This window comes from Kroppenstedtia sanguinis (assembly GCF_050433445.1).
Lineage (GTDB): Bacteria > Bacillota > Bacilli > Thermoactinomycetales > DSM-45169 > Kroppenstedtia > Kroppenstedtia sanguinis.
On record NZ_JBNPXF010000019.1, the window covers coordinates 1 to 20,466 of the forward strand.

Here is a 20,466-nt window from a genome sequence, read left to right on the forward strand (position 1 = left end):
CTTCATCGGTTCGCTCGACTTGCATGTATTAGGCACGCCGCCAGCGTTCGTCCTGAGCCAGGATCAAACTCTTCAATAAAGAGTTGATTGCTCATTATGACAGGGTCGTTCATTCGCTCTTCAGTTTTCAAGGAACGCTCGATCTCGCTGTTTCCGAGGCGCTTGCCTCTTTCGCGGCGACAAGATCTATCTTATCATGCTCAGTTGTTCTTGTCAACAGCTTTTTTTGTTTTTCTTTCGTCTGCCTCGGATCGGCTCGGTCAAGCTGATCTCGCGGCGACAAGTACTAATTTAACATGGACTTCTTCATTCGTCAACCCTTTTTTTCACCTGAATTCAATTTCATTTTGTTGACGATCCTTGTGGATTAGACGATAAGTTTGTTCAGCATGAGTTTCACCAGCTGTCGCCACCTCTTCTACCCATGAACGGCGCACCAGCTCCTCTATCACTTGAGTCACATCGAGGAAGAGCTGATCTTGCTCCAATCGACGATGGATTTCACCTAAGCTCCAGTTGCCGCCTTCAGAAGCAAGCAACTCCAGCAGATACTCGCAATACTGCTCCGGCTTGGTTAGAACTGCATATTCCTCGGCCAGCAGCACAAGTCTCATCCGCTGTTCCAAAGGTTCTTCCCCTGTCGCCAGCTCCCTGTATAATTTATAAACAGCCGGGTTGATCCGTTTCACCTGTGGCCACAGCCGGAAACGAGGATATTCACCGGATTCAATGGCCGTCAACCGCGCCCAATGGAGGAGACTCCGTTGAATAGAGAGATGGGCATCCAGCAGATGTCCCTCCTTCAATAAAAGTTTGCTCTCCAAATGATGTCTTAATAATGCGGAATACTCCAAGCACATTTTTTTGCTTTGCAATTCCTTGGGAAATGAAAGAAATTGTTTATGTAGTTCTATAATTCGGTTTTCCGGATCGTACAACACCTCCCCTTTCAACAAACAGTCGATCACCTCTTGCCGTTCCCCCGCAAGCACTTCGGCCATCAATTCCTGGAGCGGAATCCGGAGCTCCTTCACTTTCCAGATCTCCATCATATAAGAGAGTACGGACCCCCTCTCCCCCTTCTCATGAAAAACCAACAGAATCAGGTCCACCGGTTCTGGAACGGAGGAATCCATACCTGCAGGAAAGATGATCGCCCCTACCACATGGGGATTCTCTTGCAACTGGTTTCTCAATTTCGGATAAATGACCTTGGCCTGAATCATCTTCTCCCCCCATTCCCGGTGCGGGTCCACAGGTTTTCCCAGGAAACATCGTTCTTTTAGGCCCGTCGGATCGCAAAGGAATTTCACCTTATCAAGCTCTAAAAACCTTGTTTGCATCTCTTGAACGTTTTTTTAACAAGATTTCTAACGATCCACGAACTTTTCCATCGGTCCCCCATCTCCTGAGGGCATTTTTTTCACAGTGTTTCTAGAAGTTTTCGACAGCCTCGGAAGAATTCCTGCTTCCCTCTATTTCCGGTGGTTTTTTCGGGAAAGCTTCATTTTTCTGCCTTAGGTTCCGTGGTATACTGTTGATGAACATGAAAGAAAAGGGAGACGACTTCAATCCCAGATTGGATCAAAGGAGGGAGTCTCATTGCTGTTTGCCAGTAAGATCAACAGATTTCGCACCATCGCCCTCCTGATGATTTTTATGGGCATGGGAATTATGTACCTCGGTTTTATATGGCCTGCGGCCATGATGGTATTCTTTGTCCTCGGATTGTTCGGGGTGGCTTCCAGTGTGGTCATCTATTTTTGGGTGGGAATCTTATCGACCCAGGCACTGCAAGTTGAGTGTCCGGAATGCGAGCGCACCACCAAAGTTCTTGGAAAGATGGACCGGTGCATGCATTGTGGGGCCCATTTGACGATGGACAGGAGTTTGGCAACCGAGGCGACCTCGTCGTCGCAATCCCCAGGCCCGGACAGTCAGTAAATTTGACTTGCAAATCCTCTGCTCATCTGAAAATCCAAGCGATGGACTTTTCCATCATCCGAATACACGGACAAAAAAACCTGCCCTTGGGTCCCGGGCAGGTTTTTTAAATCGCTTTTTCTTTTTGGCAAGAGTTGCAGACGCCGTAAAGTTCCATCCGATGGGTCTCTACCCGGAAGCCGGTTTTTTCTTCGGCTTCCTTCTCCACCTGAAACAAAGGAGGATATTCAAAATCCACGATCTTTCCACATTCCCGGCAGATGATATGATAATGCTCTGTCATGTTGGCATCAAAACGGCTGGAAGCATCACCGTAGGTCAACTCCCGAACCATGCCCGCTTCTTTGAATACGCGCAGGTTGTTGTATACCGTCGCAACACTCATATTGGGGAATTTGTCCTCCAATGCCCTGTAGATCTCATCGGCGGTGGGATGGCCCAAGGATGTAAGCAAGTATTCCAGAATGGCATACCGCTGCGGCGTCACTCGCACACCTGTCGATTTCAGCACTTCAATCGCTTGATTGACACGGCTATTTTCCATCGCCATCACCCCGTTGTGTTCCGCCATCGAAAGGGCAAGAAGTCATTCTTTGATTAGAATAGATATAAATAGTCTACTCCCTTTTTGTTTACTTTGTCAACGGCTCCATATCGTGACGGTTTTTACCGTACCAGCAAAAGGGAAGCAAATCACATTCTTCACACTTGGGTTTACGGGCCGTGCAAACCCTGCGTCCGTGCCAGATCAACCGATGATGGGTATCCGTCCACTCCTTGCGGGGCACTTTTCGCGTCAGTTGTTTTTCCGTTTCTAAGGGTTGTTGACTATCAGCCAGAGCCAATCGATTGGAAACCCGAAGTACATGGGTGTCCACGGCAAGGGCCGGAACACCAAAAGCGTTACTCAGCACGACATTGGCTGTTTTGCGCCCCACTCCAGGCAACGCCTCTAAATCCTGCCGTCTTTGTGGCACCTTTCCGCTGTGGGTGTTCACGAGGATGCGGCAGGTCAGCAAGATGTTCCGACTTTTGTTGCGGAACAACCCCAACCCACGAATCTCCTCTGCCAATTCTTCCTCAGTCAAAGAGAGAAAATCCTCTGGTAAAGGATATTTGGCAAAGAGTTTTTTCGTCACGATGTTCACTTGACGATCCGTGGACTGCGCTGAGAGGATGGTGGCGATCAAGAGCTCAAATGGATTTCTAAAATGAAGTTCACAGTGGGCATCGGGATACATTCTGGCAAGAGTGTCCAATATTTTTCGTGTCTGCACCCGTTTAGGTTTTCTAATCATCCGCCTGCCTCCTCAGTATTCCCGCTCCGGATCCAGAAGATTTATAACCTCTCCTTTTCCAGAAGTGTACACCTTCATATTGTGACTGAAAAGGTCCAACGCCCGACTCATATAAAGAGGCGACCGACCCGAAACATGAGGAGTGATCAATACATTTTTCTGAGACCAAAAAGGATGGTCCTTGGGCAGCGGCTCCTTTTCAAACACATCCAAAATGGCCCCTCCAATGGACTCTTCAGCCAGCGCATTCAGCAACGCCGCCTCATCCACCACCGCTCCACGGCCCATATTGATCAGACAGGCAGTCGGTTTCATCCAAGCGAGTTCCCGCGCTCCGATCAACCCCTGGGTATGAGAGGTGAGAGGGAGTGTAACCACAACAAAGTCGGAAACTTTCAGCAACCTTTCCAGATCATGGGGAGCCACGATTTCATCAAAGAGGGGATGAGGTCTCCCGTCTGTGTTCATCCCCAGCACTCTCACCCCGAAGGCTTTCAATCGTGCGGCAATCCCGCGGCCAATCGCTCCTGTCCCGAGAATGGAGACGGTTTTTCCCGACAATTCTTCGACATGCAGAGATGAATCCCATTCCCCTTGTCTTTGTCGATCCAGATACTGATGAAGTCTTCTTGTCCACTGCAAGATGACAGCCACAGCGTGTTCCCCCATGGGAATTTCATGAATCCCGCGGGCATTAGTCACTTGGATCGACCTATTTTTCAATGCCGCAAAGGGCAGAAGCTCCACACCAGCACTGATCACATGAATCCAACGGAGTTCGGGAAAATCATTCACTTTCTCCTCATCCAAGTCATCCCCATAAGTGATTAAAATCTCTGCATCGGAAGCGACCTGCAACACACCCTGTATCTCTTCAAAAAAGGAAAATTGAACATCGGAAAATTCCTGGCGCAGCCGATTTTGATGTTTCTCACTGATTCGCGCCGAGGACGCCACGTGGATCATCCCCATCTCCTCCTCAATCATGTACCATCTTAGTTGCTTCAATCACTAATTCAGTGCTTTCGGGACCGAAGGGCTCTCTCCGGAAGTCTCCGTAACATCCGACCACCTCAAAACCGGTTAGACGGAGCAGATGAAAAAGTTCCGTTGGAAACACATAGCGCATGGAAAAACGGGTGCGCAATCGTTCCAGCAGTCTGCCATCCTTCTCATACCGTTCATAGTAACGAATCACATCCGCCTGCTGACGAAAATGGTCAAACTCCGTGTAATCATATACCTCCACGGTCTGATACGTCCCTGGAACACTAAACACCCCTCGGTGAACCAACCTTCCCTCCTCCTCCACCAGTTGGGGGATCTCAGGCACAAACACATTGAAAGCAAGGCAACCCCCATCCTCTAAATGATGACGGATCACCTGCAGGGCCGCCACCTGATCCCGAACGTGAAGAAGATGGAGGAAAGAACGGTATGGGATCACCACCAATTTAAAACGGCGTTTCAGGTTCAGTGTGCTCATATCTTCACATATCCACTGACATCGGTTGGACAAACCCATCTCTGTCGCTTTTTTTTCAGCCACAGCCAACATCTCGGGCTGCTTGTCCACTCCAACGACTTCCACTCCATGCTGTGCCATCCCCAAGGAGCAACGTCCAGTCCCACAGCCCAGTTCCATCACCGGCCCTTTTGCCTTCATCGCCAGATCGACATAATAGGTGACATCCCCGTCCAGCCCCTCTGAGGTCCAGTCATAATAGTCTGGCCATTGGTACATATGATCCTGTAACAAAACGCATCCTCCTTCTCCATCCAAAAAGGGGTGAAGAAGCGATTCCTTCACCCCTGCCAAGCCAAGTGGGAGGTCAGCGATCAATCCAAGTGCTCTCGAACCCAGTTTAAAGCTTCCTCCACATGCCCGTCCACTTTCACTTTGCGCCAAGCTTTGGCGATTTGTCCTTCTTTATCGATGATGAAGGTAGAACGTTCAATTCCCCATTTCTTTTTGCCAAATACATTCTTCTCTTTGTACACCCCATATGCCTTGGATACGTCGGCAGTTGAATCACTGAGAAGAAGAAAGGGGAGATGATGTTTCTGAATAAATTTTTCGTGGGATTGCAGATCGTCCAGACTCAATCCCAAAATCACGGTATCCAAATCAGAGAAATCCTTCTCCCGATCGCGAAAATCGCAAGATTCGGTGGTACAACCGGGAGTAAGGTCCTTGGGGTAAAAGTAAAGAACCACATGTTTCTTTCCCCTGTAATCTGAGAGGGAAACCTCTGTGCCATTAGATGCTGGCAGGCTGAACTCAGGTGCCTGCTCCCCTTCTCTTACCATATGGGCACCTCCATTCATCATTTATCTTTATTGTAACAGATCGCCGTAGAAGTATCCCGTCAACGAAAGGTACCACTCCCCGCCAGGCTGTGATCTCGCCTCTTTCGTAAAAACAACTCCTCCGATGGTTGGATGAGATCCTCGCCTCCCACAGTCCAGCGCCCAGCTCCCCACCGATTCCCGTCAGAGCCTTCTTACCCACCGTGGAATGGATGGGATGCACAAGGGTGAGTGGGCAGGTGTCGGAATCGAGTAAAAACCTCCCTCTGAAGTGTCTCCTGCATCTTTTTGTTCCCTCACTCCCGGTTCGATCGGGGGGGGGATCGGTGGAATGGGGTTTTGACCTGGAATCTCCCGCTGTGGGGGAATCTCTGGTGGAGTGACCGGAGGACCTGTGGGCCCTTGTTCAGGAGGGATTGCCTCCGGGGGCGGCGGAGACAGACTGCGCCGGTTTCGATCGGAATATTGGATATTCATCGTGTTCCCGATATTGACAGAGCCACGATTCGTCACCGTGGTGACATGGAGACTGTAGGTTTTTATACAAATATCCATCCCAATACACCTGCCTTAGACCTGGTCGATGATATCAGGATCGATGGCTTGGTTAGTTTCAAAATCGATATTGCGAGCAAAATCACCAATAGGTGAAGAACCTCCCAGAGACTTAGAATTGCTCTCGGCTCCAATATTGACGGTGTTCCCAAAGTTGACAGACCCGGCGCTGGATACACTGTGGATTTTCAGATTAAAGATGTTGTTGATGGTTCCCATGATCCATCCTCCCCGCTGGGTCTATCCCATGGTATGAACCGGAAAAGGGCCTTGTGCCTGTTTCCGGTTCAATCACGGATGCGAATGGTGTGAAAATCCGTATCCATACCGGCTCGTAATAACCGCACTTCCAATACCCCTTTCCGGTATCGTGCACTGCTGTTTTTCCGCACAACGGAGGTCCCCAACTTGATTCTGCGTTCAAAATCACCATAAAACCGTTCCTGAAGATTGGCTTGATAGTGGGTATGCCGGGGATTCAACCTGCCCTTGATCAGGAGAGCATCATCTTCCACTCGTAACTGAATCTGATTGATATCCTCCACTCCGGGAAGATCGACCAAGACTAACACTTCATCCTTTCCATGAAAAACATCCGCCTTGGGACCCGATGATGGCATAGTTTCCATCATATCACCCCAAAAATCGTTCCCCAAAAATTTACGGGCCATTTCTCCCCATTTCATAAAATTCTGGTGGGGATCCATATTTCCCCTCCTCCCCGGCAACAGTTTTTCTCAACTCCAGTCTATTCAAAAAGCACTTACGCTGATACTGAAATCAGTCCCGGGCATGATCAAAGGTAAATCAGCCATATACTGAAGCAAAGGGCTGTTGATTAAACAGTCAATGGGTCGTGGAAAAAGGAGTCTGAGCACCCGGACCAAAGCAAAGTTGGAAACGGAGGTGCCCTGGGATATGTATGCTTATTTATGGGATCGGATCAATCAGCTAGAGCAGGAAATGGAAACCCTCCGTAAAGAGAATGAAGAGTTAAAAAAACAAATAGACACCATTCAACCCGTCGCAATCGAAAACTTGGTGTACAAAATACAGGAGCTGAATGTACAAACCCTGAGCGGAACCCTCAACGTCGGATTAACCACCCAGGGGGAAGGAGAGAATGTGAATGAGCTGATCGAAAAATTGCAGCGAGAAGGAAAGGCCCAGTTTGATCTTGGAGAGCCAACTCCTTCATCCCCCACCATCCCCACAGTAGATGAAGAGAGCTCCTCCGTCCAAGTCCCTCCCCCCGAAGATTCTCCCTCCGATTCAGAGACAGGTCCGTCCTCCCAACAATGAGATGGAGTCAGACATCAAAAAGGGGCGAGGATTTTCACATGGATGGCTGAAGCTCACAAGCGGCCGAAATGTGAAAATCAACCCTCCCTCGGACGACTTTTTTACAACGTTTCTAGTCCCGCGGGAATCCCCCTAAAATACGAAAGGCGGCTTCATGCCGCCCCGAATGGGTGAATCAACCTGCATACTCATGGATCAGATCTGACAACTTTTTCTCCACTTCCTCATCTCCTCCCTGGATATCCTCGCCTGTCACTGTCATACGAAACGTCTTTTTATCCAGTTCCAGAGCCTCTTCCAAAGAGGTCATCAAATCAGTGGCCCGACGATCCACCTGGAAAATTATCTCTAAATAGTCCGCCCCGATATAGAACATCAGTTCCAATTTATCGAGAGTTCCTCGCAAATCCCCCGTGGGTTTAAACTGAAATCTTTGTATGAAAGGATGACGTGAGAAAAAATAATCGAATTCAAAATCGATGTGAACCAATTGAAATCCGACTCGCTCCACCAACTGAAGGACTTTCTCCACCAGGGCATTGGGCAACACTTCGATCCCGTCTGTATCATCGGGATTCACTGCCATGGAGATGTCCAATCCGGTTTTAAGATATACCGGGCATCCTCCCGTAGTGACCGGGGTATCAAATGGAAGCATAAATTCAAAGGGGATCACTTTGGTTTCCCGGGGGGCGATCTTAAATACTTCCGTCAACCGATGTTCTTCCATAACATACTCTTTTTGAGTTCCTTCCTGAAAATACAAAACAACCAAATATAGATAAATTTCATCAATCTCTTGCTCTACTTGACCGCCCTGGATAAAAATTTCCCCTTCGACCAGGTCTCCCTGCCGGTAACGGGATTCTTTGAGGCGTGTATCTACCTTGGCATTACCGATCCCGATACTTGCCAAAGCTTTATTAAAAAATGACATGGATGTCCTCCTTCCCTCAGGATGTCAGCAGGGACTGGATGGTAGCAACCGGGCTGGAGGAGGGTTGGTCTGGATCCTCTTGATCAGAGGTCAGGGTCCCATCCGGATCATCCAATAACCAACTAAAGGATGTGTTTAATGTCCTCGTCCCCCGGCTGATTTCCACTTCCATCCGAACTTCGCCTTCATCCACATCAAAGAAAAGATTTAACTCATCCAAATATCCATGATATCTTTCTGCCGGTCGGAACTGAAAGATTTGAATGAAGGGAAGTAGTTTGGAATCAGGCAGATACTCATTGAACACGCGATACATGATAAAACCGGAGCTCTCCATTTCACCGAGCACTCGCTCCACCGTCGGATGGGGGAACACCTCAATCCGATCCAGATCCGTCGGATCCTTCGCCATCTTGATATCCAAACCCGTTTTCAGATAGATGGGGAAGCGGCCACAGGACATCGGGGTTTTTAGAGGTATCCGAAACTGAAACGGGATGATTTTGTACTCCTTAGCTTCAATTTCAAAGCTTTCGCTCAGATGGAACTCCTCCAAAATATGGGGAACACTTTTATCGTTCTTCAGATAATGGATCAACAAGTACATATAGATGTCGTCCACCTTTTGCCCGATTTCTCCCCCCCGGACCACCACCTCCCCTCGAACGAGATCTCCCGGCTGATACTGTGGAGAATCTAGCCGGGTATCCACCCGGGCAGCACCCACTCCGAGACTGGCCAAAGCTTTGTTAAAAATAGTTTCCATCTCCTTTCATCCCCCCTTTAAAAAATGGGAGACCCGAAGACTTAACCGTCTCCGGGAATCAGATTGTTCGGGTTCAGAATCCGTTCTGCTTCTTCCTCAGACAGAATCTTCTCCTCCAAGATGACTTGGCGAACGGTTTTTCCTTCCTGGTTAGCCTTTTTCGCCACCCCCGCCGCCCGGTCATACCCGATCACCGGGTTGAGAACCGTCGCTAGGGCGAGGGATTTCTCCATCCACTCCCCGCAACGATCCGGGTCAACCTCCAACCCATCGATACAACGGCGACGCAACGCTTCCATTCCCTGAGTGAGAATCTGAATCGAGTGGAGCAGATTATGGGCGATGACTGGCATCATCACATTCAGCTCCAACTGAGCGTGTTGACCTGCGGCAGTGATCGCTGCATCATTTCCGATCACTTGCACCGTGATCATATTCATCATCTCAGCCATGACAGGATTCACCTTGCCCGGCATGATGGAAGATCCCGGTTGGACTGGTGGCAAGCGGAATTCTGCCAATCCCGTCCGCGGCCCCGAGCCGAGCAGTCGTAAGTCGCTGGCCAATTTATCCAAGTGAACAGCTAACACCTTTAATGCTGCACTTGTTTTGAGAGCTCCACCTGTATTTTGCATAAAGGCGAAGCGGGATTCTGCCTGTCGAAAAGGAAGTCCAGTCCTGCGGGCAATCTCTGCCACCGCTTTTTCGGCATAACCCGCAGGGGTGTTGATCCCAGTACCGACGGCATTTCCGCCGAGACCCAACTGATACAAGAGGTCCAAACTCTCTTTAATCCCCTCTACAGCCTGTTCCAGAGAACCGATGTACCCGGACAGTTCCTGCCCCACTCGGAGGGGGACGGCATCCTGCAAATGGGTACGTCCCGATTTAACGATATGTCCGTATTGATCTTTCTTGTTCCGCAAGCTTTGAATCAGGCGGTCTGCAGAGGGGAACAAACCATGAACCAACTCTTCCGCTGCGGCGATATAGATGGCAGTATGGATGGTGTCATTCGTGGATTGGCCCCGGTTGACATCGTCATTGGGATGAACCGATGAAGTATCCCCTACCTGGCCTCCAAGGATTTCAACCGCTCGGTTGGCGATCACTTCATTGGCATTCATATTCTGGGACGTTCCCGCTCCGGCTTGGTATACATCCACCACAAAGTGGTCGTCCCAACGGCCAGCGATCACTTCATCCGCAGCTTCGATAATGGCTGTCGCTTTTTTCTCATCCAACTCACCACACACCTGGTTGGCATATGCTGCAGCCGCTTTGATCAATCCTTGAGCACGAATAAAACTGCGGGGAAGTCGCCAACCGCTGATCGGGAAATTTTCCACAGCCCGTTGGGTCTGGGCTCCGTAGTAACGATCCGCGGGGATCCGCACTTCCCCCATCGAATCCTTCTGAATCCGGTATTCATTGGACATGGAAACACCTCCGGCATAATGGTCCCTCTGCCTTAGTCATTTCCCGAGGATTGCCGATTGAACACCTGGCGAACATATTCTTCAAATTGAGCAGCGAGCCGGTCATGATGCAGCCTTTCCGCTCGGGCTCTTTCCAACTGCTTCTCATGCCCCTCAGCTCCCTGCTCCTGGCGAGCGGCTTCTTCCTGCGCCCGGCGCTCCGCCTCTTCCCGCTCTCGGCGCTCTTGTTCTAAGCGCTCCTGTTCCTGGCGAGCCGCTTCTTCCTGGGCCCGGCGCTCCGCCTCTTCCCGCTCTCGGCGCTCTTGTTCTAAGCGCTCCTGTTCCTGACGAGCCGCTTCTTCCTGGGCTCGGCGCTCCGCCTCTTCCCGCTCTCGGCGCTCTTGTTCTAAGCGCTCCTGTTCCTGGCGGGCCGCTTCTTCCTGGGCCCGGCGCTCTGCCTCTTCCCGCTCTCGGCGCTCTTGTTCTAAGCGCTCCTGTTCCTGACGAGCCGCTTCTTCCTGGGCCCGGCGTTCCGCCTCTTTCCGCTCTTGGCGTTCTTGCTCTAAGCGCTCCTGTTCCTGGCGGGCCGCTTCTTCCCGCTCTCGGCGTTCCGCTTCTTCCCGCTCTCGGCGCTCTCGTTCCAAGCGCTCCTGTTCCTGGCGGGCCGCTTCTTCTTGGGCTCGGCGCTCTGCCTCTTCCCGCTCCCGTTGCTCTCGTTCCAAGCGCTCCTGTTCCTGGCGGGCCGCTTCCTCTTGCGCCCGGCGCTCCGCCTCTTCCTTTGCACGGCGGGTTTCTTCCAACCTGCGGCGTAGGATATCGGATGAAGGTCCCTCTGGAGGGAAAGGGTCTTCGGAAACTGCCGAATCCGACGGGGATTCAACCGAAGACGAAGTCTCTTCGGAGGAATCTTCCTTCGGACTGGTCTTCGTTTTTAAAAAGTCGAAGAACCCCTTGGCATCCCGTTTTTTCAGATAGGTCTCTAAATTGGATGCCACAGAACCCGCCTGTCTATGAAAAGATCTTTGGATCAGCTTTTCCAATGGCTTTGAAAACCCGTGATCCGGCGGGAGCTTTTTAATCGGTTGATCCAGCATATTGCCTGAAAACAGCATATAGAGAAGGTTGCCCCAATCCACCCTGGGGTCGGGAAGGGTTCTCCCCTCGACTCCACAGTAGAGTACTTGAACCTGGCCCGATTCTGTCAAACCGATATTGGCGGGATGCAGTACGGTATACATCCGTAGGGGTTTCTCTTTTAAAACCTCTTCCACTGGGAACAGGCGACTCACCCAATCCAGGATCTGATCTTCATCCAGCCCTCCACGGGCGATCCGTTCATGCAAGCGTTCCGTAAAGGGAACATAAGGACGGATCATCACCAGGGAACGTTCCTCTGAATACACCTGGAGATAGGGTACAATCAGCGGATGATCCTTCAGGGAAAGGTACTGCTGAATGGCCCGGGGCGGGGCCGGTTTCTGAAGACGGGTCAGCTGAAGAAAAAAACGTTCCCCTTCCGAAGAGGCAACGGCCAACTCACCTTCAAAAAACGGTTCCACATATTCAATTTGATATGTACCGCGGTAGTGATCCCCGATAGAAAAAAAAGCCAACTTCCTCTCCCCCACTCATCTATTTCCGAACTGCACAAAAATATTTATAGACTAAAAGCTACAAAGCGCCATTTTCAGAATAACATAGCAGCCCTCAATCGTACAGCCGATTCCGACGAACCTCTTTCGATTTCGACGGTCTCCGACACAATCGCCACTCTTCCCTCAGAAGGGGGAAACAACGAGGGAGGAGAGAGGAGGGATTACTCCCTCCTGACCAACTCTCCCCCGGCCGTTCTGCACCAGCAGGAATCTCCTTGCAAGTGGACTCCACCCAGCCATCGATCGATTCCACAGACCTGCAAACGATTTTCCTCCCCCTTCAATACCTTTTCTCCCAAGGGTGTCAAGACGATCACTGTCTCCCCTTCAATCAACGGGGAAGAGAGATCACCCAGTTCATTCAATAGGACGGCCAAATGGAGCTCACTAAGGCCATCCGCCGGCCGGAGAGAGCATATCTCCCGAAACAGATCCCGAAATTCCAAGGGCTGTTCACTGATCTGTTGCAAAATCAGCTCCTCCACTACATTCAAACCATTTGATAGGGAAGGAAAATATTCGAGATGACACTTAAATACGCTCCGAAGGTCGGGGAGAGAAGAGGGAGTCGTCTGTAGCCATCTTTCGATATCACGAGGGTCGGGGGAGATATAGGACTGCCAAGCCAATGTAGCCTGCTCCAGATGATCTGGCTCCAATGGCCGACGGTTTTCAAAGCGTTGAACCAAATCCAGATCGCTTAAATCGAAGAGTGGTTGAACTCCCGGCAATTCTACCCACTCTGCACGCGATAAACCCCGCCCTGAGAGCCGAGACAGAAGATAGGTCATCAACATCTGGTCATGCCGATGGGGAGCACACCAGAGAACCACCTGGGAATCAAGAGGTAGCCGGTTTAGACGTTGCTCTTGATAGCGCAATAACATTTCCATCTGATCCACCGGCATTCCCAAAATCTCTTCCAAAAACAGTGCTCGCCGGGCCGCCATCTCCTGTTCATTCCAATCCGGAGAGAAGGGGCCCAGGTCATACAACTCCCGCCAAACGAAGACTTCTCCGTGCAACCCCGGGCATTCGCGGAGGCGTTCCCCAAACTCATCACCGTTGACGATATGGATCATGGCTCTCCCCCTCTTCCTTTATCGATTCTTCTAACAGGATGACATATCACGTCTTTTGTTTCCAGTGGAATCGATGTAGTGGATTCTTCTCACTCCCCTCAAATCCAACCCTCTTGCCCCTTACTTCCCAGGACTTGTACAATGGAAATGGAACGGGAATCGATAAGGGAGGCATCCAATTGTCCTATCTACAATCTAAAAACTTACATAAACAGGCCCTGGACGTGATCGTCGGGGGTGTAAACAGTCCGTCGCGGTCCTTCGGTGCAGTCGGGATGGATCATCCGGTGTTTATGAAAAAAGCACAAGGGCCTTATTTCTGGGATGAAGACGGTCACCGCTACATCGATTATCTGGCCGCCTTCGGTCCCATCATCCTGGGACACGCCCATCCCCAGGTGACCGAAGCCATCCAAAGAACTGCCGAGACAGGAGTTCTCTACGGTACCCCGACGGAAAAAGAAATCCAGTTGGCTCAGATGTTGCGAAAAGCCATTCCTTCCTGTGAGCAGATTCGTTTCGTAAACAGCGGGACGGAAGCAGTGATGAGCACCATCCGTTTAGCCCGAGCAATTACCGGCAGGGATAAAATCATCAAATTTGCTGGCTGTTACCACGGACATTCTGATCTGGTGCTGGTGGCAGCCGGATCCGGCCCGTCCACATTGGGAACACCGGACAGCGCTGGCATTCCGCAGAGCATCGCAAAAGAAGTGATCACAGTTCCCTTTAACAATCCCGATGGGCTGGAAGAGGCTCTCTCCCAGTGGGGGGATCAGGTGGCCGCAGTCCTGATGGAGCCCCTGGTAGGCAACTTCGGCATCGTGGAGCCGGCTCCGGGTTTCCTTGAATCCGTCCGAGAACAAGCCCACCACGCCGGCGCCCTCGTGATCTATGATGAAGTGATCACCGCTTTCCGCTTCCAATACGGCGGCGTTCAAAGCTTGTATGACGTAACACCTGATTTGACCGCCCTGGGCAAAATTATTGGAGGCGGACTGCCTATCGGCGCGTACGGCGGACGGCGGGAACTCATGGAGAAAGTAGCTCCGTTGGGACCCACCTACCAAGCCGGCACAATGGCGGGCAACCCTCTCTCCATCGCCGCGGGAATTGCCTGTCTGGAAGCTCTCTCCCAACCGGGAATCTATGAGGAACTGGACCGGAAAGGATCGATTCTGGAAGAAGGTTTACACTCCCGTGCTCAACAGGCGGGAATCCCTGTACAGATCAATCGAAAAGGTGGCGCACTCACCCTGTACTTCACCGATCAGCCCGTCACCGACTACGACGGTGCCCAAGAAGCAGACGGGAATCGGTTTGCCCGCTTCTTCCAGGAGATGCTCCGGGGAGGGGTTTATCTCGCTCCTTCTAAGTATGAAGCTTGGTTCCTCACCATCACCCACTCCGACGAGGACCTGGAATATACGCTTCAGGTAGCGGAAAAAGCTTTTAAAAATGTGGCAACTGGGAGGTAAACCGATGGACCGAGCACCTTTGACAATATATGAGCGGATCGGCGGGGAGGAAACCATCGCCCGGATCGTAGAATCCTTTTATCCCCGGGTACAGCAAGATCCCCTGCTGGCCCCGATCTTTCCGAAGGGAGACGAGATCCGACCGGTGATGGAAAAGCAGAGACGGTTCCTCACTCAGTTCTTCGGGGGCCCTCCTCTGTACAGCCAACTGTACGGACATCCCCGGCTACGGGCTCGCCACCTCCCCTTCCCCATCTCCCCTCAGCGAGCGGAGGCTTGGCTCCGTTGTATGGCAGAAGCCTTGGATGAGGCAGAGATCCAAGGCCAGGTCCGAAAAGAAATGTGGAGCCGCCTCTACACCACCGCCGCCCATATGGTGAATCAGTCAGACCAAGAATCCTGACCGTATACAATTGAACCCCAAGCCACCCCGTGATGAGGTGGCTTTTTTGTTTATACGATGCGAAGTACATATTTGACTGTTGCATCACTTCTGATTTAATGGAAATATCATTTCCATGGAGGGAGAACCATCATTCACTTAAAAATAGAGAGAGAACAAGAAAAAAGGGCATTGAGCAGGCCGGTCCGCATATTGATTATTCTCATCCAGGTGGTTCTGTATTTTTCAGCTATAGCACTGGGCTTGGAATGGTTGAACGACGTCATCATCCAATTTCAAAAAATGCTCACTTCCAATGACCAGGATCTGGTTTGGGCCCCCACCGGTTTTTCCTATTTTCATATCTCTGCAATTTCCGTGATGTTCACAGTTTGGTTGGTGGGTTTGTTAAAAACCTTTTTCTCCATCAAATTGGACATCGAATTCCCCGGATCCTTACTGGGGTTTGTGATCACCTTCGGTATACCGCTCGTTTTGATACCCAGCCTCCTCTTCTCGCCCTTCACCTTGAATTATTACGAGGCTGCCGATGACCGGGGATTTTATCACAACCCTTACTGGGGATGGAGTCGGGAGGTATACCCATGGGCGGAAACCGAAATCATCCTGGACTATAATTACTATGGAAAAAACTCCAAGGGCCCCAATGTGGGACCCCATTATATCCTACGCTCGGGAAACCGGAAATACGATTTGGGGAAATCTCTGTTAAACAACAAACCTTCTGGAAAACGACAGCTTGAAGCCCTTCGTCAAATCGACAGATTAGCACAAAAGCATGGGGTTCCTATCAAAGTACGTCGCAGTATGGGAACGGAAATGGAACAAATCATGCGTAATGACCCTGATATGGACGATGAAGAGGTAGATTTCCTGATGCAATTATTTGCTCCCTGAAGAAGGTTACCAGATTATTTCCGATCATCATCCAACTCCATTCTTGATAAGGAGGTCTCTTTTTAGGATGCAAAACGACTCATCGATGAACAGTACCAACCTGACGGATACAATGTGGGTTGGAATTGCAGAGAGACCGGAGGTCAAAGCATTCCCCACGCCCACCTCCATGTCATCCCGCGCTTCACAGACGAACACCATGCTGGAAAAGGCATCCGCCACTGGTTGAAGCAGAAGGATAACCGACGGTCATTAGCGAAAACAGAAATAGTTTCCTACGGGAGGGACTTTAATTGAGCTTTCTTCATTTAACCTTGACCTTGGACCCCTTGCCTCCAGAGTTGAACAACCGTCTTTCATCCCCCCGCACTTTGCCAGGAGTCCGTTTTTTCAGACTCGTGGAAGTTCCTGATGACGAAGCTTGCCGTCAGCGTCTGTACCCCCTGGTCCGAGAAGGAGTTCTGGACGATCCTGGACACCAGGGCGGTTTTGAGAGCTATGATGAATTTTGTGAAAGGATTTATTCCCGTTCCTATCGGGATCACGCCGCCACCCAGTTTCTCGCCGCCTCGGAGGAAGAATGGGTCGGATTGTGCAGTCTCACTCTCAAGGGAGACAAAACCGCACGCGCCGGTCTGACTGTGGTGAAACAATCGGGTCGCGGGCAAGGCATCGCCACGGAACTGAAACGTCGGTCCATCCTCGCTTGCCTAAATCACGGAGTTCGCAGGGTCACCACTCGGGTTCACGAGACCAATGTCCCTATGCTGACCATCAATCGACATCTCGGTTTTACCGAAGAGACCGGTTAACTCCTTTTCAAGGGGGAAAAACATCCATGATCATCGAGGATCCAGTCTACGGCCGGTGGAAAGTGGAAGAAGTGCTGGGAGAGTTGATTCACTCCCCACCAGTTCAACGCTTGCAAAAAATCCATCAAGGCGGGGCGGCCCATCTGGTCCACTCCGCCTGGAACGTCACCCGGTTTGAACACTCAGTGGGAGTGATGCTGTTGATCCGGCATTTAGGTGGTTCACTGGAAGAGCAGGTCGCCGGTTTGCTCCACGATGTCTCTCATACCGCTTTTTCCCATGTAGTCGACATCGTCGTCGCCTCTCCTGAGGAGGATTTCCACGACCGATTTTTAGAGACCCTGATCCGCCAGTCGGAGATTCCCGCCATTCTTGCAAAGCACAACCTTCACCTGGACTCCATCCTGGATCGCTCCCGCTGGTCCCTGCTGGAACAATCTATTCCCGATCTGTGTGCCGACCGGATCGACTACACCCTGAGAGATCGGTATCACTACGATCATATGGACCCACAATCCATCTCATGGTTTCTCGATCAGCTGATCGTTAGTGAGGAAAAGATCTGCCTATCTTCAGTGAAAGCCGGAGAATGGTTCACAGAGCTGTATTACCGGGAAGTGATCGACTTTTTCCAGCATCCTTTAAATGTCTATGCCTACAAGCAATTGGCCACTACATTGAGAAAGGCGCTTGATGAAGGCAGCCTAACCCTGGCTGACCTGTTCACTGACGATGAAACCATACTGCAAAAACTTCGCTCCCACGGGAACGAAGAGGTCCAAACCCTGTTGAACTCGATTCATCCCAGGGTGACCGTGGCGAAAAACTACCCACGCCATCATCGAGGGAAACTCCGCTGGATCGATCCCTTGATCCAATGGGAAGGGCGACCGGTCCGTGGGTCTGTGCTGTCAGAGCGGATCCGGGAGATGAATAAAGGTGTGATGCAGAGCTATGGATAAACCCGAACAGGAGGGTGGGGATGACTTTGGCTCGCCAGAACAACTGAAGGATTAGTGAAACCCCATCCCCACCCTCCAAGACCGATGTAAATCACAACACTTCTAAAGCCTGTCCAGTCCATCAGTATCCCATGGGAAAAGAAAAGGGGGCCTGTGTGACTGGCGGAGAGATCCTTTGCACCCATCGGGCACAAGTCTCGCCAACTGGGCTAAAAAACGCAGGGGATGCCATCCGTCCCCTCCCTAGTCAGCCTCCCTGCCTAGCCAAGGGCAAGCGGATGTGGAATTGAATCTCTCCCTCCACCCCCTCGACATGGATCTCTCCGCCGTGGAGTTCGGTTGCGCTGTGGGCAATGGCGAGGCCCAGGCCGGATCCTCCTTTCCCCCTGGATGCATCTCCCATGACAAAAGTGTCAAAGAGGCGCTCCAGCAAGGCGGGATCCAGATCATCCACCGGATTAGCGACCCTGATTTTAGCCCAATCCCCTTCCCGGATGGCGTGTACCTGGATCGGACCTCCAGCTCCGTGACGGAGGGCGTTATCAAGCAAATTTCCGAACAGACGAACCAACAAGGAGGGATCTCCGGTCAACATCAGGGGATCATCGGGCAGTTCAGTTTTTAGTTGAATCCCCTTTGCTTCCGCCGACACAGAAGCCTCTTCCACCAGTTGTTCCAACAGGCGGGTGAGGGAGATCCGCTCTCTCTGCATCTGTGTGTCAGGATGGGTCAGTTTGGCATACTCAAACAGGTCGTCAATCAACCGTTGCAACCCCTGGGCTTTACTGAGGGCAATTCCGCCATAGCGGAGAAGTTCCTCCCGCTCTGCATCAGGGTTGTCCCGCATCACCTGCAAATAGCCGATCATAGAGGTGAGCGGACTTCGCAAGTCGTGGGAGATATTGGTGATCAGTTCCATCCGATTTTGCTCCCATGCCCGTTCCCGCTCTCGGGCGGTTTCCAGACGAGCAGCCATCTGATTGATATTAGAAGTGAGAGAAGCCAGTTCATCCTGCCCTCTTTCCTTCAAACGCAAGGAAAAATCCCCTTCGGCGATCCGATCCATCCCCTGGGCCAGAGCTCGGATCTGCCCCAGCTTGCCCCGAGTCAACCAAACAAAGGTCAACAAAAAACCGAGAATACCGATCACCAAGCTCAAAACGGGATTGCCGATCTCATAGGTGATCGGTCTCCCTTTCACCCTCTTCACGCCGAAAAGGTAATATTCTTCCCCGAGATGTGTAAAGGGATAAACCGCAGCGATCTCTCGCGACTCTGGTCGGTCCCCAGGTTCTTCATCCTGAGTCTCCACCTGTCTCAAAAACCGATGAAGATCCATCCTGTGTTCCGATAGATTTCCGGCACCCATGAGTACCCGTCCCTCTCCGTCTGTTAGGGCATAGGATAAGGACGAATCCGATATCAGTTCATTGAGACGCTCTTCCTCCCCCTCCAACTGATCCAGAGGGACCTCCTGACTCCGTGTTAACTTCACTGTCAACTGTTGAAGCTCCTCCCTCACCTCTTCGGCAGAAGGGTAGTAGTATTTGGTCTCATGGGTGACTCCGAATCCTGTCAATTTCCCGTACAACCATAGGGACTGAGGCAGAAGAATTGCGACCAGTAGCGCGAGAAAGACAAACCCCGCCATCTGCGCACGCAGACTGGATGTGACCCATCTGGAAAGGGCAACCACCCACCGTCGGACCCACTTAACCATGTCGATCTGGCATCCCCGCCTCCGCCTTATATCCAACCCCCCACACCGTTTTTATCACAGAGGGGTTACGGGGATCCCATTCCACCTTTTCCCGGATTTTACGGATATGAACCATCACCGTGTTGGCGGAGACCAGCATAGGCTCCCCCCAAACTTGTTCATATAGCTCTTCAGAGGGAAAAACCACCCCCGGACGGCGAGCCAGCAGGAGAAGGATGTCAAATTCCCTGGGGGTCAAGTGCACCTCCCGTCCTTCCTTGCGCACCAGACGACGCGCTGGATCAATCGTTAGATGCTGTAGCTGGAACACACTCTCCTCCTTTGGGGACATCGGCTGAAACAATCTGGAACGACGCAGTTGGGCTTTAATCCGGGCCACCAATTCCAGTGGATTGAAAGGTTTGGTCACATAATCATCCGCACCCACAGAGAGGCCCTCGATTTTATCCAGGTCCTCCACCTTCGCCGTCAGCATGATGACAGGCATCTGATGTCGCTCCCTCAGATGGATGCAGACTTGTAGCCCATCCATATCAGGCATCATCCGGTCCAGGACGACCAAATCGACGGAATGCCTCTCCACCAGCTCCAAGGCCTGTTTTCCATCGGATGCTTGCAGGATTTCGTACCCTTCGTTTCTGAGGTAAAGCTGAATCATCTCCCGAAGCTCCCGGTCATCATCCACAATGAGAACAGTTGTCGCCCGATTCATGATCCTCCCCCTTTCCCGGAATCAAGCCGTCCAGTCCATAAATCTCCGCTTCGAAGATGGTTCGGGTTTTAATCTTTCATTCCTCTCTTTTTTATCATCGATGTACCCGATATACAAACCCACTTTCAAACATGCAAACACCGGTACGATCACTGTCATGGTCCAGCGAAAGATTTCTTGTGCCACCAACCAAATTCCTCCCCCTTTATCCATCC

The 20,466-nt window shown here is 51.2% G+C and carries 25 protein-coding genes and 1 rRNA gene; 8 read left to right on the plus strand and 18 right to left on the minus strand.

What is annotated here, in order from left to right:
• Together JOD24_RS11640 and JOD24_RS11645 are read right to left on the minus strand one after the other, a co-directional pair.
• Positions 1-79: ribosomal RNA gene (locus JOD24_RS11640) — 16S ribosomal RNA — on the minus strand; the annotation flags it as partial.
• A gap of 247 nt (positions 80-326) precedes the next feature.
• A complete protein-coding gene (locus tag JOD24_RS11645; protein ID WP_380166825.1) occupies positions 327-1,226 on the minus strand; it encodes a nucleotidyltransferase-like protein in 900 nt (299 codons plus the stop codon).
• A gap of 376 nt (positions 1,227-1,602) precedes the next feature.
• Between JOD24_RS11645 and JOD24_RS11650 the strand changes: the two genes are divergently transcribed.
• Entirely contained in the window at positions 1,603-1,944 is a 342-nt protein-coding gene (locus JOD24_RS11650) for a DUF2614 family zinc ribbon-containing protein (RefSeq protein WP_380166823.1), read from the plus strand.
• Between the two features lie 106 nt (positions 1,945-2,050).
• Here the strand turns inward: JOD24_RS11650 and perR are convergent, their stop codons facing one another.
• The 8 genes from perR to JOD24_RS11690 all read right to left on the minus strand — a co-directional run bounded on the left by perR (position 2,051) and on the right by JOD24_RS11690 (position 6,814).
• A complete protein-coding gene (gene perR, locus JOD24_RS11655) occupies positions 2,051-2,488 on the minus strand; it encodes a peroxide-responsive transcriptional repressor PerR (protein WP_380166821.1) in 438 nt (145 codons plus the stop codon).
• An 88-nt stretch (positions 2,489-2,576) separates the two neighbouring features.
• On the minus strand, positions 2,577-3,242 hold the full coding sequence (gene nth, locus JOD24_RS11660) for an endonuclease III (protein WP_429246951.1): 666 nt from the start codon (positions 3,240-3,242) through the stop codon (positions 2,577-2,579).
• 12 nt (positions 3,243-3,254) lie between these two features.
• Entirely contained in the window at positions 3,255-4,208 is a 954-nt protein-coding gene (locus JOD24_RS11665; RefSeq protein WP_429246952.1) for a D-2-hydroxyacid dehydrogenase, read from the minus strand.
• 13 nt (positions 4,209-4,221) lie between these two features.
• Positions 4,222-5,001, minus strand: coding sequence for a class I SAM-dependent methyltransferase (locus JOD24_RS11670; RefSeq protein ID WP_380166815.1), 780 nt, complete (start codon positions 4,999-5,001; stop codon positions 4,222-4,224).
• A gap of 80 nt (positions 5,002-5,081) precedes the next feature.
• Complete coding sequence (gene bcp, locus JOD24_RS11675; protein WP_380166813.1) at positions 5,082-5,552, minus strand: thioredoxin-dependent thiol peroxidase; 471 nt, start codon at positions 5,550-5,552, stop codon at positions 5,082-5,084.
• Positions 5,553-5,735: 183 nt separating this feature from the next.
• Positions 5,736-6,107 (minus strand): hypothetical protein, encoded by a 372-nt coding sequence (locus JOD24_RS11680; protein WP_429246953.1) that lies wholly within the window; start codon positions 6,105-6,107, stop codon positions 5,736-5,738.
• Between the two features lie 15 nt (positions 6,108-6,122).
• Positions 6,123-6,326, minus strand: a complete 204-nt coding sequence (locus JOD24_RS11685) for a spore germination protein (RefSeq protein ID WP_009710044.1) — start codon at positions 6,324-6,326, stop codon at positions 6,123-6,125.
• Positions 6,327-6,394: 68 nt separating this feature from the next.
• Entirely contained in the window at positions 6,395-6,814 is a 420-nt protein-coding gene (locus JOD24_RS11690) for an Hsp20/alpha crystallin family protein (protein WP_380166809.1), read from the minus strand.
• A gap of 211 nt (positions 6,815-7,025) precedes the next feature.
• On the opposite strand from JOD24_RS11690, the gene gerPC reads away from it, so the two are divergent.
• On the plus strand, positions 7,026-7,409 hold the full coding sequence (gene gerPC, locus JOD24_RS11695) for a spore germination protein GerPC (protein ID WP_380166807.1): 384 nt from the start codon (positions 7,026-7,028) through the stop codon (positions 7,407-7,409).
• Between the two features lie 175 nt (positions 7,410-7,584).
• Here gerPC and JOD24_RS11700 read toward each other — a convergent pair whose 3' ends face one another.
• The 5 genes from JOD24_RS11700 to JOD24_RS11720 all read right to left on the minus strand — a co-directional run bounded on the left by JOD24_RS11700 (position 7,585) and on the right by JOD24_RS11720 (position 13,267).
• Entirely contained in the window at positions 7,585-8,346 is a 762-nt protein-coding gene (locus JOD24_RS11700; RefSeq protein ID WP_429246954.1) for a sporulation protein, read from the minus strand.
• A 16-nt stretch (positions 8,347-8,362) separates the two neighbouring features.
• A complete protein-coding gene (locus JOD24_RS11705) occupies positions 8,363-9,112 on the minus strand; it encodes a sporulation protein (protein ID WP_429246955.1) in 750 nt (249 codons plus the stop codon).
• Positions 9,113-9,153: 41 nt separating this feature from the next.
• A complete protein-coding gene (locus JOD24_RS11710) occupies positions 9,154-10,551 on the minus strand; it encodes a class II fumarate hydratase (protein WP_429246956.1) in 1,398 nt (465 codons plus the stop codon).
• Between the two features lie 32 nt (positions 10,552-10,583).
• Positions 10,584-12,143, minus strand: a complete 1,560-nt coding sequence (locus JOD24_RS11715) for a serine/threonine-protein kinase (RefSeq protein WP_429246957.1) — start codon at positions 12,141-12,143, stop codon at positions 10,584-10,586.
• 203 nt (positions 12,144-12,346) lie between these two features.
• Entirely contained in the window at positions 12,347-13,267 is a 921-nt protein-coding gene (locus JOD24_RS11720) for a DUF1835 domain-containing protein (RefSeq protein ID WP_380166797.1), read from the minus strand.
• 179 nt (positions 13,268-13,446) lie between these two features.
• On the opposite strand from JOD24_RS11720, the gene JOD24_RS11725 reads away from it, so the two are divergent.
• The 6 genes from JOD24_RS11725 (at position 13,447) to JOD24_RS11750 (ending at position 17,819) form a co-directional block, all read left to right on the plus strand.
• Positions 13,447-14,745 (plus strand): glutamate-1-semialdehyde 2,1-aminomutase, encoded by a 1,299-nt coding sequence (locus tag JOD24_RS11725; protein ID WP_429246958.1) that lies wholly within the window; start codon positions 13,447-13,449, stop codon positions 14,743-14,745.
• A 4-nt stretch (positions 14,746-14,749) separates the two neighbouring features.
• Complete coding sequence (locus tag JOD24_RS11730) at positions 14,750-15,148, plus strand: globin domain-containing protein (RefSeq protein ID WP_429246959.1); 399 nt, start codon at positions 14,750-14,752, stop codon at positions 15,146-15,148.
• A gap of 192 nt (positions 15,149-15,340) precedes the next feature.
• Entirely contained in the window at positions 15,341-16,045 is a 705-nt protein-coding gene (locus JOD24_RS11735) for a hypothetical protein (protein WP_429246960.1), read from the plus strand.
• A gap of 81 nt (positions 16,046-16,126) precedes the next feature.
• Complete coding sequence (locus JOD24_RS11740) at positions 16,127-16,342, plus strand: HIT family protein (protein WP_429246980.1); 216 nt, start codon at positions 16,127-16,129, stop codon at positions 16,340-16,342.
• Complete coding sequence (locus JOD24_RS11745; RefSeq protein ID WP_429246961.1) at positions 16,339-16,857, plus strand: GNAT family N-acetyltransferase; 519 nt, start codon at positions 16,339-16,341, stop codon at positions 16,855-16,857. Before JOD24_RS11740 ends, JOD24_RS11745 begins: the two co-directional genes overlap by 4 nt.
• Before the next feature lie 26 nt (positions 16,858-16,883).
• Positions 16,884-17,819, plus strand: coding sequence for an HD domain-containing protein (locus JOD24_RS11750; RefSeq protein WP_429246962.1), 936 nt, complete (start codon positions 16,884-16,886; stop codon positions 17,817-17,819).
• 247 nt (positions 17,820-18,066) lie between these two features.
• On the opposite strand, the gene JOD24_RS11755 is transcribed toward JOD24_RS11750, so the two are convergent.
• From JOD24_RS11755 to JOD24_RS11765, 3 genes are read right to left on the minus strand one after another with little or no spacing between them, the layout of a single operon-like run.
• Entirely contained in the window at positions 18,067-19,539 is a 1,473-nt protein-coding gene (locus JOD24_RS11755; RefSeq protein ID WP_429246963.1) for a sensor histidine kinase, read from the minus strand.
• Positions 19,532-20,251 carry a response regulator gene (locus tag JOD24_RS11760; protein WP_429246964.1) on the minus strand — a complete coding sequence of 240 codons (720 nt, stop codon included), beginning with the start codon at positions 20,249-20,251 and terminating at the stop codon, positions 19,532-19,534. Before JOD24_RS11760 ends, JOD24_RS11755 begins: the two co-directional genes overlap by 8 nt.
• 21 nt (positions 20,252-20,272) lie before the next feature.
• Positions 20,273-20,440: a hypothetical protein gene (locus tag JOD24_RS11765; RefSeq protein WP_429246965.1), complete on the minus strand. Its 168-nt coding sequence runs from the start codon at positions 20,438-20,440 to the stop codon at positions 20,273-20,275.
• Between the last annotated feature and the right edge of the window lie 26 nt (positions 20,441-20,466).

What these genes read in the sequence shown, in the direction of transcription:
- JOD24_RS11705 (WP_429246955.1), bottom strand. Translation starts at nt 9,112, where the DNA reads ATGGAAACTATTTTTAACAAAGCTTTGGCCAGTCTCGGAGTGGGTGCT.
- JOD24_RS11690 (WP_380166809.1), bottom strand. Translation starts at nt 6,814, where the DNA reads ATGGATCCCCACCAGAATTTTATGAAATGGGGAGAAATGGCCCGTAAA.
- bcp (WP_380166813.1), bottom strand. Translation starts at nt 5,552, where the DNA reads ATGGTAAGAGAAGGGGAGCAGGCACCTGAGTTCAGCCTGCCAGCATCT.
- JOD24_RS11645 (WP_380166825.1), bottom strand. Translation starts at nt 1,226, where the DNA reads ATGATTCAGGCCAAGGTCATTTATCCGAAATTGAGAAACCAGTTGCAA.
- JOD24_RS11665 (WP_429246952.1), bottom strand. Translation starts at nt 4,208, where the DNA reads ATGATCCACGTGGCGTCCTCGGCGCGAATCAGTGAGAAACATCAAAAT.
- gerPC (WP_380166807.1), top strand. Translation starts at nt 7,026, where the DNA reads ATGTATGCTTATTTATGGGATCGGATCAATCAGCTAGAGCAGGAAATG.
- JOD24_RS11760 (WP_429246964.1), bottom strand. Translation starts at nt 20,251, where the DNA reads ATGAATCGGGCGACAACTGTTCTCATTGTGGATGATGACCGGGAGCTT.
- perR (WP_380166821.1), bottom strand. Translation starts at nt 2,488, where the DNA reads ATGGAAAATAGCCGTGTCAATCAAGCGATTGAAGTGCTGAAATCGACA.
- JOD24_RS11755 (WP_429246963.1), bottom strand. Translation starts at nt 19,539, where the DNA reads ATGGTTAAGTGGGTCCGACGGTGGGTGGTTGCCCTTTCCAGATGGGTC.
- nth (WP_429246951.1), bottom strand. Translation starts at nt 3,242, where the DNA reads ATGATTAGAAAACCTAAACGGGTGCAGACACGAAAAATATTGGACACT.
- JOD24_RS11730 (WP_429246959.1), top strand. Translation starts at nt 14,750, where the DNA reads ATGGACCGAGCACCTTTGACAATATATGAGCGGATCGGCGGGGAGGAA.
- JOD24_RS11710 (WP_429246956.1), bottom strand. Translation starts at nt 10,551, where the DNA reads ATGTCCAATGAATACCGGATTCAGAAGGATTCGATGGGGGAAGTGCGG.
- JOD24_RS11720 (WP_380166797.1), bottom strand. Translation starts at nt 13,267, where the DNA reads ATGATCCATATCGTCAACGGTGATGAGTTTGGGGAACGCCTCCGCGAA.
- JOD24_RS11700 (WP_429246954.1), bottom strand. Translation starts at nt 8,346, where the DNA reads ATGTCATTTTTTAATAAAGCTTTGGCAAGTATCGGGATCGGTAATGCC.
- JOD24_RS11680 (WP_429246953.1), bottom strand. Translation starts at nt 6,107, where the DNA reads ATGGATATTTGTATAAAAACCTACAGTCTCCATGTCACCACGGTGACG.
- JOD24_RS11750 (WP_429246962.1), top strand. Translation starts at nt 16,884, where the DNA reads ATGATCATCGAGGATCCAGTCTACGGCCGGTGGAAAGTGGAAGAAGTG.
- JOD24_RS11685 (WP_009710044.1), bottom strand. Translation starts at nt 6,326, where the DNA reads ATGGGAACCATCAACAACATCTTTAATCTGAAAATCCACAGTGTATCC.